At 70.4% G+C, this 12638-nt stretch carries 12 protein-coding genes and 1 tRNA gene; 5 read left to right on the top strand and 8 right to left on the bottom strand.

Going from position 1 to position 12638, the window contains the following annotated elements:
- Window positions 1-13: 13 nt before the first annotated feature.
- Genes ACFKCF_RS30885 through ACFKCF_RS30870 form a run of 4 tightly spaced genes read left to right on the top strand, consistent with a single transcriptional unit; the run spans window position 14 to window position 5070 of the window.
- Window positions 14-901 (top strand): SIR2 family protein, encoded by an 888-nt coding sequence (locus ACFKCF_RS30885; protein WP_394498775.1) that lies wholly within the window; start codon window positions 14-16, stop codon window positions 899-901.
- Complete coding sequence (locus ACFKCF_RS30880) at window positions 898-2541, top strand: hypothetical protein (RefSeq protein WP_394498774.1); 1644 nt, start codon at window positions 898-900, stop codon at window positions 2539-2541. The genes ACFKCF_RS30885 and ACFKCF_RS30880 overlap by 4 nt, the downstream gene beginning before the upstream one ends.
- Before the next feature lie 49 nt (window positions 2542-2590).
- Window positions 2591-3787, top strand: coding sequence for an FxsB family cyclophane-forming radical SAM/SPASM peptide maturase (locus ACFKCF_RS30875; protein ID WP_394498773.1), 1197 nt, complete (start codon window positions 2591-2593; stop codon window positions 3785-3787).
- Window positions 3784-5070 (top strand): HEXXH motif domain-containing protein, encoded by a 1287-nt coding sequence (locus ACFKCF_RS30870; RefSeq protein WP_394498772.1) that lies wholly within the window; start codon window positions 3784-3786, stop codon window positions 5068-5070. The genes ACFKCF_RS30875 and ACFKCF_RS30870 overlap by 4 nt, the downstream gene beginning before the upstream one ends.
- 59 nt (window positions 5071-5129) lie before the next feature.
- On the opposite strand, the gene ACFKCF_RS30865 is transcribed toward ACFKCF_RS30870, so the two are convergent.
- From ACFKCF_RS30865 to nadD, 5 genes are all read right to left on the bottom strand, one after another.
- Window positions 5130-5912, bottom strand: coding sequence for a glycerophosphodiester phosphodiesterase (locus ACFKCF_RS30865; RefSeq protein WP_394498771.1), 783 nt, complete (start codon window positions 5910-5912; stop codon window positions 5130-5132).
- 197 nt (window positions 5913-6109) lie between these two features.
- Window positions 6110-6182, bottom strand: a tRNA-Ala gene (locus ACFKCF_RS30860).
- Window positions 6183-6293: 111 nt separating this feature from the next.
- Window positions 6294-6923, bottom strand: a complete 630-nt coding sequence (locus ACFKCF_RS30855; RefSeq protein WP_394498770.1) for a histidine phosphatase family protein — start codon at window positions 6921-6923, stop codon at window positions 6294-6296.
- A gap of 34 nt (window positions 6924-6957) precedes the next feature.
- Entirely contained in the window at window positions 6958-7353 is a 396-nt protein-coding gene (gene rsfS, locus ACFKCF_RS30850) for a ribosome silencing factor (RefSeq protein ID WP_305925448.1), read from the bottom strand.
- Between the two features lie 91 nt (window positions 7354-7444).
- Window positions 7445-8062 carry a nicotinate-nucleotide adenylyltransferase gene (gene nadD, locus ACFKCF_RS30845; protein WP_192793669.1) on the bottom strand — a complete coding sequence of 206 codons (618 nt, stop codon included), beginning with the start codon at window positions 8060-8062 and terminating at the stop codon, window positions 7445-7447.
- Between the two features lie 87 nt (window positions 8063-8149).
- On the opposite strand from nadD, the gene ACFKCF_RS30840 reads away from it, so the two are divergent.
- The gene (locus ACFKCF_RS30840; protein ID WP_394498769.1) at window positions 8150-9181 is read left to right on the top strand and encodes a M48 family metallopeptidase; all 1032 of its coding nucleotides are present in this window, start codon (window positions 8150-8152) and stop codon (window positions 9179-9181) included.
- Between the two features lie 113 nt (window positions 9182-9294).
- Here the strand turns inward: ACFKCF_RS30840 and ACFKCF_RS30835 are convergent, their stop codons facing one another.
- The 3 genes from ACFKCF_RS30835 to ACFKCF_RS30825 all read right to left on the bottom strand — a co-directional run bounded on the left by ACFKCF_RS30835 (window position 9295) and on the right by ACFKCF_RS30825 (window position 12582).
- Window positions 9295-10998 (bottom strand): protein kinase, encoded by a 1704-nt coding sequence (locus ACFKCF_RS30835; protein ID WP_394498768.1) that lies wholly within the window; start codon window positions 10996-10998, stop codon window positions 9295-9297.
- Between the two features lie 82 nt (window positions 10999-11080).
- Window positions 11081-11257, bottom strand: a complete 177-nt coding sequence (locus ACFKCF_RS30830; RefSeq protein WP_364840902.1) for a hypothetical protein — start codon at window positions 11255-11257, stop codon at window positions 11081-11083.
- Window positions 11258-11307: 50 nt separating this feature from the next.
- Window positions 11308-12582, bottom strand: coding sequence for a glutamate-5-semialdehyde dehydrogenase (locus tag ACFKCF_RS30825; RefSeq protein WP_394498767.1), 1275 nt, complete (start codon window positions 12580-12582; stop codon window positions 11308-11310).
- Window positions 12583-12638 lie beyond the last annotated feature (56 nt).

Genomic DNA, 12638 nt, shown 5'->3' with positions numbered 1-12638 from the left:
GGTGGGGTGGCGCGTGAACGAAGCGGACTGGGTGCGATTGGTCAGACAGCTCCGCAGAGGCGACTGTACCCCGCTTCTCGGGGCGGGCGCCTGCTATGGGCGACTTCCGACCGGTAAGGAGCTCAGCAAGCACTTCGCGAAGGAGTACTGCTTTCCGTTCGCCGACCACGGAAATCTCGCGCACGTGATGCAGTACGCGGCTCACGTGCATAACGATCCCACTGATCTCAAAGTGGAAGTCTGCGCCTACCTGAAACAGCGCGCGGCCGGCGCCACCGATCCGCTCGACCCGCACACGGTGCTGGCCGAGTTCCCGATCAAGACTTTTCTCACCACCAACTACGACGACTTCATGCTCCAGGCTTTACAGCACTGCCGCAAAGGTCCGCGCACCCCGAACGTGTGCAGGTCGACGTGGTGGGAGCCGACGAGGCGGACCGTCGTGCCCGACCCCGATCCCGACCACCCGCTGATCTATCATCTGCACGGCAACTGGGACGACCCCTCGTCCATCGTGCTGACCGAGAACGATTATGTGCAGTATCTCCTCAATCTGCGCGACGTCGACGACGCGAACGGCCGCCAGCTCCTCCCGATTCCCGATCCGGTGCTCGACGCCATGACGTCGAGCCCGCTGCTCTTCCTCGGCTACAGCCTCCAGGACTGGAACTTCCGGGTGCTCTTCCACGGGCTGATCAAATCCATTCCCTCCACCCGGCAGCGCCGGCATATCAGCGTGCAACTCCTGCCGGAGCTGAACACGTCGCTGACCGACGCGGAGAATCTGGCCAGCGAATACCTGAAGAGCTATTACGCCGACCTGAAGATCTCGATCTACGTCGGCACCACGTCCGCGTTCTTCAAGGAACTGCTCGACTGGAATGCGAGGACGCCGCTATGACCGATCCCGCCGGCCGGCCGTACGTCGGGCTGCGCCCCTTCGGCCGGGCCGACAGCGGCCTGTTCCACGGAAGGGAGCAGGAGTCACGAGAGATCGCCACGCTCTGGCGGGCGGCCGGGCTGACCGTGCTCTACGGCGCTTCCGGCGTGGGCAAGACCTCGCTGCTCAACGCGGGCGTGCTGCCCAGGATCGACCCGGAGCGGGCCGACGTGCTGCCCATCGCCAGGATCTCGCCGCACACCCCGCTCCCGATCGCGGGCGGCAACCCGTACGTCATGGCGCTGCTGTCGGCCTGGGCGCCGGACGCCTCGCCGGGCTCGCTGGCGGGCATGACCATCACGCGGTTCCTGGCCGAGCGCCCCGGGCGCGAGGACGAGTACGGCGACCCGCTGCCCGTCCTGGCCGCGATCGACCAGGCGGAGACCCTGTTCCACAGCGACCTGGCCCGCCAGCGCGACCGCAGGGAGCTCGTCGACCAGCTCGTCCGCGCCATGCGCGACCATCCCGGCCTGCACCTCCTGCTGTCGCTCCGCGAGGAGTACCTGTTCCTCGTCCTGCCCTACGAGCGCCCGTTCGGCCAGGGCTCGCGGGCCCGCTTCCACCTGCAGCCGCTCTCCCCCGAGGCGGCCAGGCAGGCCGTGGAGCGGCCGCTGGACCGCACCTCCCGGACCATCACCCACGCCGCCACCCGGCTCCTCGTCGGCGAGCTGCGTTCGGCCACCGTCAAGGACGCGTGGGGCAACGTCTCCACCGTCGAGCTGGATCTGGTGGAGCCCGTCCAGCTCCAGGTGGTCTGCTCCGCGCTCTGGGACTCGCTGCCCGACGAGGTCCGGGAGATCGGCGAGGAGCACGTGCAGGTGTACGCGGTGGTGGAGGAGTTCCTGTTCGAGTTCTTCAAACGCGCGGTCGGGGAGGTGGCGCGCGAGTTCGACATTCCCGTCGGGGAGCTGCTGCTCTGGCTGCGCCGTACGTTCATCACCGACCACGGCACCCGCAACATCGCGTACGAGGGCATCGAGCAGACCATGGGCATGCCCAACGCCCTGGCCCGCGCCCTGGAGGACCGGCACATCCTGCGCGGGGAGCACCGCATGGGCAGCCGCTGGTACGAGCTGGCCCATGACCGGCTCATCGGCCCGGTCTCGCACCGCGGCTCGCCCGAGACGTACCTGGAGGCGGCCCGCACGGCCCGGTCCCAGCGGAACTGGCCGCTCGCCGCCCGGCTCGCCGACGAGGCCAAGCACGCGGCCGAGCCCGACGACTCGTGGGTACGCGCCGAGGTCGCCGAGATCCACGCCGACGCGGCGCTCGCGCAGGGAGACGTCAAGCAGGTACGCCGCTACTGCGAGGAGGCGGTGAGCCTGTACGCCGAGCGCGGACGCTTCGACGGGGTCGCCCGCGCGCTCACCATCGACGGCCGCTGGCACCTGGCTCACGGGGATCTCACCAGAGCGATCGAGCAGATCAACGCGGCAGTGACCCTCGCACCAAATGACATATCCGCACAAATGGCACTAGCTGAGGCATTTCACCGTTCGGGCACTCCGCGGGCCGCCGCGGCCGTGGTTCACGGCATCTTTCCCCTGCTCACCGACGAGGCGCTCGACAGGGCGAACGAGATGCTTCGACTATCAGAGTGACGTCATATGCTGGGCACCTCGCAAGTCTCAATGTGGAGGCTGATCCGCGGTGTCAGAGTGGCCAGCGACATTGGACGTCGACACGCTGCTGGCCCGCGGCTGGCGGCCGACGCCGTTCCGGCAGTTCATCCTGAAAGTACATAGCAGATGTGATTTGTCATGCACATATTGCTACATGTACGAAATGGCGGATCAAAGCTGGAGATTTCGCCCAAAACGTATGTCGCGGGAAACGGTCGAGGCCACCGCGGGCAGGATCGCCGAGCACGCCAAGGCACACGACCTCGACAGCGTCGACGTGATCCTGCACGGCGGGGAGCCGCTCCTGGCCGGTCACGACGAGATCCGCGACCTCGTGGGCATCGTCAGGTCGGCCGTGCCGGTCCGCGTGGACGTGAGCGTGCAGACCAACGCGACGCTCCTCGACACGCGCTTCCTGCGGCTCTTCGACGAGCTGGAGATCGGCGTCGGGGTCAGCCTCGACGGCGGCCAGGCCGACCACGACCGCTCCCGCCGCACCGCCGACGGCCGCGGCAGCTACCGCCGGGTGGCCGCCGCGCTGGAGCTCCTCACGTCCGAGGACTTCCGGCACCTGTTCCACGGGCTGCTCTGCACGGTCGATCTCCGCAACGACCCCCTGGGCACCTACACCGCCCTCCTGGACTTCGGCCCGCCGCTGATCGACTTCCTGCTCCCCCACGGCAACTGGTCCGAGCCGCCGCCCGGCCGGGTCCCCGGCTCGCCGGACACCCCGTACGCGACCTGGCTGGCGGCCGTCTTCGACCGGTGGTACGCCACCCCGTCCCACGCCACCCGCGTCCGGCTGTTCGACGAGATCATCCACCTGCTCCTCGGCGGGGAGTCGGCCACCGAGCAGATCGGCCTCTCGCCCGCGGCCATGATCGTGATCGAGACCGACGGCGAGATCGAGCAGTCCGATCTGCTCAAGTCGGCGTTCGAGGGCGCCGGGAGCACCGGGCTCCACGTGGTCCGCGACTCCTTCGACGACCTCCTGCACCTCCCCTTCACCGCCGCCCGCCAGGTCGCCCGCCTCGACCCCGCGCCGGAGTGCGCCGCGTGCGAGGTGGGCATGATCTGCGGTGGCGGCCTGTTCGCCCACCGCTACAGAGCGGGCAGCGGCTTCCACAACCCCTCGGTCTACTGCGCCGACCTGCTGCGCCTGATCAAGCACGTCGGCCGGACCGTGCAGGCCGACGTCCGTCGCCGTACTAAGGATCCCCGATGAACCTCACTGACCACCGGATCCCGGCGGACGCGTTCGACGCCCTCGCGAGCGGCGGCGGAGGCGGCGGCGCGGTGCGGCGGCTCAAGGCCGCTCAATACAGCAAGCACCTGCTGCTCATCAGGGGCGTCCTCGACGTGGCCCGCGAGCTGGACCACACCTCCTGGTCGCGGACGCGCCGCGCCTACGACCTGCTCGCCACGCTCCAGAGCAGCCATCCGGAGGCGGTCGGCAGGGTCCTGCAGCACCCGTCGGTGGGCGCCTGGGCCCGCCACGCGGTCCGTTCCCGGCGCTCGCCGGAGCAGCTGGCCGCCCTGGCCGCGGCCGCGGCCATCCACGCCCGTACGACGTGCGAGGTGGACGTCCCGGTCATCGCCGGCCGGGCCATGCTGCCGTCGCTGGGGCAGGTCACCTTCCCCGGCGGCGTGACCATGGCCACCGTGCACTGCTGGCCGGAGGGCGCGGAGGTGAGCGCTGGCGACCTGGTGGTCGAGATCCGCGACGACGCGCCCGGCTGGCAGCGGCTGCGGGCCCTGTCGGCGGAGTCCGCAGGCAGGCGCCTGAACGTTCTCATCGACGATCTGGACCCGCACCGGCTGCCGGGGGCCAACGACCTCCACGGGCGGCTCACGGACGCGGAGGCGGCCCGCTGGCAGCGCCTCCTGGACGAATCCTGGCGGCTCCTGGTGAGCCACCACGAGCCGGTCGCCGAGGAGGTGTCGGCCGGCATCACGGTCCTCACGCCGCTGGCCGCCCCCTCGACGGGCTCGTCCAGCGCCTCCTCCCGCGACGCCTACGGCTGCATAGCCCTCTCCGACCCGCCGGACCCCCGTACGCTGGCGGAGACCCTGACCCACGAGGCCCAGCACGCCAAGCTCTCGGCCCTGCTGGACATCGTGCCCCTGACCAGACCCGACGACGGCTCCCGCTACTACGCTCCCTGGCGTGAGGATCCCAGGCCCGCCGGCGGCCTGCTCCAGGGCGCGTACGCGTACCTGGGCGTCACGGACTTCTGGCGCCGGCAGCGGCGGCACGAGACCGGCGAGGACGAGATCCGCGCGAGCGCCGAGTTCGCCCGCTGGCGCGCGGCCGCCCGGCTTGTCACCCGCACCCTCCTGAGCAGCGGCCGGCTGACGGAGCACGGCGCGACCTTCGTGGACCGGATGGACAGCCGGCTCGGCTCCTGGGCCGCCGAGCCGGTGCCCGCCGCGGCCACGGCCCTGGCCGAGGGCGCCGCCGAGCGCCACCGGGCCCGCTGGCGGGCCCGCAACGGCGACCTCAACTGATACGCCGATGGCCCGCCCCGCGGCCTTTTCCTGATGGCTCCGCCGGTCCGGTCACCGGGTCATTGGCACTTCCCCTTCAGCCACGCGTTGAACTGGGGCGTGTAGTCGGTGGCCACCCGCTTGGCGCCGCGATCGAGCGCGCCCTGCCAGGCGCTCTCGTTCAGCGTCCACGAGGGAGGCGGCTCTTCCCACTTGGTGACCTCCGGCCAGATGGGCCCGCCGCTCAGCACCCTGGTCATGCCCGCGGCGCTCACCCGGCTCCTGAGCTCGGCCGCGATCTCGCTGTTGTGGGAGTACAGAATGATCTCCTGCGACTGGTAGCGCTCCTTGACCGGGTCGAGCACCTCCGCCCAGGCCCGCGACTTGATCGCGGCGTTGGAGCTGAGCAGCGACTGCCGGGCCTCCGGCTTGATCTCGACCAGCCCGATCATGCCGGCGCTCTGCATCGCGGCCAGCCATTCGCGGAAGGTGTAGACGGTCTCGCCCTTGAAGATGCCCCGGTTGATGGTCCGGCCCTTGAGCGCCGTGTCGCCCGCCGCCCACCAGATGTCGGTGATGTTCTTCTTCGTGCCCGTCAGGCCCCAGGTAGAGGTGTTGTGCCACATGACGGCCTTGGTGCCGTCCTTGGTGAGCTGCAGGTCGGCCTCGACGCCTGACGCGCCCCAGGACTGGTAGCGGCGGATGGCCGTGGGGTTGTTGGGCTGGCGCACCTGGTCCCGCTCCCAGGCGTTGGCGCCCGTGGGGTAACCGCCGTGCCCGAAGATCAGCGGGCACGCGGGGAGCGCGGAGGACGGAGCGGTGAGCAACGAGGCGAGCGCTAAAGCGACGAGGGGGGTGGCCAAGGTTCATACCTTTCGATCTTGTTTTCCCGCACACTACCGTTCGGTAAGGAAGGTCCGCAGGAGGCGCATGTAGCCGTCAGAACTTTGGGATGCCCTGAGCACGACGGCCAGGACTCCCGGCAGCCGGCCCTTGCAGCGATCAAGCCCGAACGGCAAAAAGCCCGGCTCCATCGCGGGAGCCGGGCTTTTGATGCTTGTGGAGCTATGGGGATTCGAACCCCAGACCTCCTCCATGCCATGGAGGCGCGCTACCAACTGCGCTATAGCCCCTGGTCACCGCTCCGAGTCCACCCGTTGCGGCGCTCCGAGAGCATATAGCCATCCGCGCCGATTCGCATAATCGCGGCGCGGGTCGTACGGCCCCCGAGCCGTACGAGCTCGCTATGCCTCGGCCTCCGGCCGGTCGTCGCTGCGGACGGGCTCCGGCAGCGTCCCGGCGTTGTGCTCCAGCAACCGCCAGCCCCTGCGCCCCTCCTGCAACACCGACCACGAGCAGTTGCCCAGCCCGCCCAGCGCCGGCCAGAGCTGCTCCGGCAGCCCGAGCAGCTCGCAGATGCCGAGCCGCAGCGCGGCCCCGTGGGAGGCCACGACCAGCAGGCCGTCGTCGTCGAGCTTGGCCGCCCAGCGCCGCATGGCGCCGGCCACTCTGGTGGCCACGTCGGCGACGGGCTCTCCACCCGGCGCCTCCCAGGCCACGTATTCCTCGGGCCAGCGCGCGGCGATCTCGTCGCGCGTGAGCCCTTCCCATTCGCCGCCCCCGCGCTCGCGGAGGTCCTTGTCCACGCTCACGTCCAGCCCGACGACCCGCGCGAGCGCCAGCGCCGTGTCATTGGCGCGCTGGAGATCGGACGAGACGATCAGCGTGGGCCGCAGGGAGGCCAGCAACGACGCCGCCCTGGCGGCCTGCGCGATGCCGGTCTCGTCGAGGGGGATGTCGGAGTGCCCCTGGAATCGCTGCTCGACGTTCCACAAGGTCTGCCCGTGCCGGAGGCAGACGATCCTCTTGCTCATGCGGAACGCTCGGACTCGGGATGGGGGAGCCCGCTCACGCGCGTGCCCGCTGGAGGTTGGCCTGCATGACGCTCTCCGGCAGCGAGATGGCCGGGCAGTCCTTCCACAGGCGCTCGAGCGCGTAGAACGTGCGGTCCTCCTCGTGCTGGACGTGCACGACGATGTCGATGTAGTCGAGCAGCACCCAGCGGCCCTCGCGCTCGCCCTCTCGGCGCACGGGCTTGGCGTCGGCCTCGGTGCGCAGCCGGTCCTCGATCTCGTCGACGATGGCGCGTACCTGGCGGTCGTTGGTGGCGGAGCAGAGCAGGAAGGCGTCGGTGATGACGAGCTGTTCGCTCACGTCGTATGCGAGGATGTCATCGGCCAGCTTGTCCGCCGCGGCTTCCGCAGCGATGCGCACGAGCTGGACGGATCTGTCGGATGCGGTCACGATGCGGGTCTGTCCTCCTGTGTCGGCAGCATGCCTATACGTTGAGGGTACCCTTCCGGGCCGAAACCCCTCACCTACGGCACGGAGACCGTCATCCTTCCGCGTGATACAGCCCCCGCTTGTTGATGTACTGGACGATTCCGTCCGGCACCAGATACCAAATCGGCTCTCCCTTGGCGACACGTTGCCGGCACTCGGACGACGAGATGGCCAGTGCGGGAATTTCCAGCAACGTCACCCGCCCCTCCGGCAGCCCGGGATCGTGCAGCGTGTGCCCAGGACGCGTACAACCGACGAAATGGGCCAGCTCGAACAGCTCGTCCGCGTTCTGCCAGTCCAGGATGGCGCCGAGCGCGTCCGCGCCGGTGATGAAGTACAGCTCAACCCCAGGACCGTAAATTTCCGAAATATCGCGCAAAGTATCGATCGTGAATGTCGGCCCCGGGCGATCCACGTCCACCCTGCTCACCGAGAATCGCGGATTGGACGCGGTCGCGATGACCGTCATCAGGTAGCGGTCCTCCGCGGCCGACACCTCGCGCTCGGCCTTCTGGTACGGCCGCCCGGTCGGCACGAACACGACTTCGTCCAGGTCGAAGTGGTGGGCCACCTCGCTGGCGGCCACCAAGTGGCCGTGGTGGATGGGATCGAACGTCCCACCCATCACTCCGACTCGCCGCTTCCCCTGCACACCAGGCGCATTCATCATGAAACGGACCTTACGCGGACCTTGTACCACAACATGATGGCACCCCCCTTGGCGATGACCGCGCATCCCTCCCGTTGCGGACGTAGCATGCCGGGCATGACGACCACCCCGGACCGCAACCGCGTCCAACTGCCCGGCATCTCGTCCCGAGCCTACGAACACCCCGCAGACCGGTCCGCCCTGGTCGCTCTGCGTAAGTTGAGTGGGTTCGACACGGTTCTCAAGCAGATGTCCGGCCTCATCAGCGAGCGCCGGCTGCGCCTGATGTACCTGGCGTCAGCCGTGCGCGTGAGCGAGACCCAGTTCCGCTCCGTCTACGACATGGGCCGCGACGCCGCCTACACCCTCGACCTGCACCGGATCCCCGAGATCTATATCCAGCAGGATCCGCAGGTCCAGGCCAAGGCCATCGGCTTCGACGACCCGTTCATCGTCGTGACCACCGGTCTGCTCAACCTCATGAACGAGGAGGAGCAGCGCTTCGTCATCGGCCACGAGACCGCCCACATCCTGTCGGGGCACGCGGTCTACCGGACGATGCTCGACATCCTCACCCGACTCGCCACCCGCGTCGCCTGGATCCCGCTCGGCTACATCGGCCTGCGCGCGATCGTCGCGGGCCTGGAGGAGTGGTACCGCAAGTCGGAGCTGTCCTCCGACCGCGGCGGCCTGCTCGTCGGCCAGGACCCCGAGGCGGCCAAGAGGGCGCTGATGAAGCTCGCCGGCGGCGACTACACCCACGAGATGAACATCGAGGCGTTCCTGGAGCAGTACCAGGAATACGACACCGCGGGCGACCTTCGCGACGGCTTCCTCAAGGTGCTCAACCTGCTCGGCACGACCCACCCGTTCGCGGTGGTGCGCGTGGCCGAGCTGGACAAGTGGCAGCGCAGCGGCGAGTACGAGCGCATCCTGGGCGGGGACTACCCGCGCAGGGAGGACGACCCCAACGCACGAGTGACCGACGAGATCAAGGCCGCGGCCGAGTCCTACCGCGCGTCCTGGTCCCAGTCGCAGGACCCGTTCATCGGTGTCCTGCGCGACGTGGCCGAGGGCGCGGTCAACGCGGGCGAGCGCATCTTCAACCGCTTCTCGCGCCGCGACGGCGGCCAGGGCTGACCGGCCGCACCGCCGTACGCGGCCGATCAGCTTGATCGGCCGCGAAACCCGCCGCGACCCTCGCCAAGGGGCAGCGGCGGCCGACGCTTCGGCCTGCCTTGGAGAGCGGCAGGTCAGAGCAGGAGGGCGATGGCGCGCACGGCGGCCGCGCACAGGGCGACGAACCCGCCCAGCACGGCCAGTGCGCGCAGCCCCTCCCTGCGCAGGTCGGGCAGCCGATGCCCGATCCGCTCGATCTCGCGCCCGGCGAAGCCGCCGCACAGCATCCCGAACACCACGCCCGCCACCGTCACGGGCGCGGGCTGCTGCCACCAGTCGGAGTCGATCACTCCGCCGCCGGTCACCCAGAGCGCGCCGCCCGACGCCAGCGCGACCGGCACGCCCGGCCACGCGGCGGCGGTGGCGGCCGCCCCGACCAGGGCGACGGGGAAGAGCAGCACGCGCAGCGCCACCCGCGTACGCCGCGAGCTGCGGTTCCTGACCAGCCAGTGGCTCATCCAGAGCGTCCTGGTCAGCACCACGAACACTCCCGTGATGGCGATGGAGGCGATCGGCCAGATCACCGAGGTCACCACGCACGGCACGGCGAGCACGGCGAGCATCAGCAGGGCGCCGTTGCCCGCGGGCAGCGTGGTGGCCGACTCCGCCCTGAGCCCGGCCTTCCTGCGCACCTGCGGGCGGCTCCGGACGGCCGCCGCCGCGCGCTGGCGCGGCGCGGTCATCTTGGAGCGCGCGAGAGCGGACTTCCCGTCCGCCGCGCCCGTGCGCCCGCGCGGCGCGGGCACCTCGGCGCGGCTGCGCACCGCGGCGCCCTTCCCATCCGTGCCGGTACGGCTGCGCGCCGCGGCGCCCTTGCAGTCGGCGCGAACGGCGGAGCCCTTCGTGTCAGGGTTCGTACGGGTACGCGGGGCGGGGACCTTACTATCCGTGTTTGCCCGGCTCCGCGCTGGTTTCTCCTCGGGGGTGGCCCGGCCCGTCTTGGCCTCCTCCGAGGGCCCGAAGGCGGGCTCCGGCTCGGCCGCGCTGGTGGCTTTTGCCAGCCGGGACAGCCGATCGGCCAGCAACGCCGCCGTGGGGCGCTTGCCGGGCTCCCTGTTGAGCGCGGCGCGTACCAGCGGCAGCAGCTCCACGGGCACGCCCTTGAGGTCGGCCTGCCCGTTGAGCACCGCGTACATCTGCGCCTCGGCCGTCCCCCGCCCGAACGTCGGCCGCCCCGTCGCCGCGAACGCCACCGTCGCCGCCCAGGCGTGCACGTCGGCGGGCGAGTCGACCTGCTCGTCGGCGAAGATCTCCGGCGCGGTGTAGCCGGGCGTGCCGAGGAACGTGCCGGTCATGGTGAGCCGGGTCGCGTCGAGCACCTGCGCGATGCCGAAGTCGATGAGCACGGGCCCCTCGGCGCCCATGATGATGTTGCCCGGTTTGAGGTCCCGGTGCACGACCCCGGCCGCGTGAATGATCGCCAGGGCCGCGGCGATGCCCTGGGCCAGGTCCACGAGGTCGGCGACGTCGAGCGCGCCACTCTGGCGGACGCGGTCGAGGAGCGTGGCGCCCTCGATGTACTCCATGACCAGGTAGGGGCGGGCACAGCTCAGGTCGGCGTCGAGCACCTTGGCCACGTACGGGCTCTCGACCCGGCGCAGCGCGCGGACCTCGCGCTCCAGCCGGACCCGGGAGGTCTCGTCCTCGGCCAGATCGTGCAGGACCTTGAGAGCGACGCTCTCACTCCGGCGGGTGGTCGCGAGGTAGACCTCGCCCATGCCGCCCCGGCCGAGCCGCTCGACCAGGGTGTACGGCCCTATCTTGCCGAGCTTGCTCACCGTCCCTCCCCGCCCGGCGCGCCCATAAGGGACCTAACCCTAGCGCTGGGACGCCTGTCGACGCTTGAGGCACGCCGAAGGATTATCGGCGAGTGTGATCCGAGAGCATGCTGTCGAGCCGGGCCGTGGGCTCGTCCGACAGCTGCCTGCGTCCCTTTCTGCGCCAGTGGACGTGTCCGCGGCTCTCGAGCCAGAGCAGCAGCCGGTCGGCGCCGAACAGCACGGCCGCCGAGAAGACAAGGGCGACGACAATCTCCATGCCCCTCAGTCAACCTGCGCTCCACGGCGCCGGTCAGGCCGACACGCCGGTCAACCGGCCACCACCGTGCCCTCTGACGTGCGCAAATGCCCCTCACCGGTGTAGACCCACTTGGTGGAGGTGAGCTCGGGCAGCCCCATCGGGCCGCGCGCGTGGAGCTTCTGCGTGGAGATGCCGATCTCCGCCCCGAACCCGAACTCCCCGCCGTCGGTGAACCTCGTCGAGGCGTTGACCGCCACGGCCGCCGAGTCGACCAGCGCCACGAACCTGCGCGCCGCCCGCTGCGACCTGGTGACGATGGCGTCGGTGTGGGCGGAGCCGTACTTCCTGATGTGGGCCACCGCCTCCTCCAGCGAGCCGACGACCGCGGCGGCGATGTCGAGCGAGAGGTATTCGGCGTAGAAGTCGTCCTCGGTGACGGGAACGACGCCGGAGCCGTACCCGGCGATGCGCTCGTCACCGTGCACGGTCACGCCCGCCTCGGCGAGCGCCGCCAGCGCCCGGGGCACGAACGCGTCGGCGACGTCCTCGTGGACGAGGAACGTCTCGGCCGCGTTGCACACCGACGGCCGCTGCGCCTTGGCGTTGACCAGGATCTGCACAGCCAGGTCGACGTCGGCCTCGGCGTCCACGTAGACGTGGCAGTTTCCGACGCCGGTCTCGATCACCGGCACCGTGGACTCCTCGACCACCGAGTTGATCAGCGAGGCGCCGCCGCGCGGGATGAGCACGTCGACCAGGCCGCGGGCGCGCATGAGCTCCTTGACCGAGTCGCGGGTCTGCCCCGGCACGAGCTGGACGGCTCCGGCGGGCACCTCGGTGCCCTCCAGCGCGTCCTGCATGACCTTCACCAGGGCCGTGTTGGAGGAGTAGGCGCTGGAGGAGCCCCGGAGCAGCACCGCGTTGCCGCTCTTGAGGCAGAGCGCGGCGGCGTCGACGGTGACGTTGGGGCGGCCCTCGTAGATGATGCCGATGACGCCGAGCGGCACCCTGAGCTGGCGCAGCTCCAGCCCGTTGGGCAGGGTGGTGCCGCGTACGACCTCGCCGACCGGGTCGGGCAGGTCGGCCACCTGGCGCACGGCCTCGGCGATGGCGGCGACCCTGGCCTCGTCGAGCCGCAGCCGGTCGACCATCGCCTCCGACGTGCCCTGCGCCCTGGCCTGCTCGACATCCTTGGCGTTGGCCTCGACGATCTCCGCCGCATGCGCGACCAGGGCGTCGGCCACGGCACGCAGCGCCCGGTCCTTCGGCGCCCGCGGCAGCGGGGCCAGCTCGGCGGCCGCCTCCCGCGCCGCCTGGGCGACCTTCACGAACTCAGTGTTCATGGCTACGCTCCGCTCCGCTGTTCGGGGCTCTGCGAGCCCCGCTCTTCCCTCGTCAC

The organism is Nonomuraea sp. JJY05 (genome assembly GCF_043496855.1).
Lineage (GTDB): Bacteria > Actinomycetota > Actinomycetes > Streptosporangiales > Streptosporangiaceae > Nonomuraea.
The sequence above is the reverse complement of the archived record's forward strand: the minus strand, read 5'-3'. Positions and strand labels throughout refer to the sequence as shown.

Coding starts and splice junctions, on each gene's coding strand:
- ACFKCF_RS30880 (WP_394498774.1), top strand. CDS start 898: ATGACCGATCCCGCCGGCCGGCCGTACGTCGGGCTGCGCCCCTTCGGC.
- ACFKCF_RS30870 (WP_394498772.1), top strand. CDS start 3,784: ATGAACCTCACTGACCACCGGATCCCGGCGGACGCGTTCGACGCCCTC.
- ACFKCF_RS30855 (WP_394498770.1), bottom strand. CDS start 6,923: ATGAGCAAGAGGATCGTCTGCCTCCGGCACGGGCAGACCTTGTGGAAC.
- nadD (WP_192793669.1), bottom strand. CDS start 8,062: ATGATGAATGCGCCTGGTGTGCAGGGGAAGCGGCGAGTCGGAGTGATG.
- ACFKCF_RS30840 (WP_394498769.1), top strand. CDS start 8,150: ATGCCGGGCATGACGACCACCCCGGACCGCAACCGCGTCCAACTGCCC.
- ACFKCF_RS30830 (WP_364840902.1), bottom strand. CDS start 11,257: ATGGAGATTGTCGTCGCCCTTGTCTTCTCGGCGGCCGTGCTGTTCGGC.
- ACFKCF_RS30825 (WP_394498767.1), bottom strand. CDS start 12,582: ATGAACACTGAGTTCGTGAAGGTCGCCCAGGCGGCGCGGGAGGCGGCC.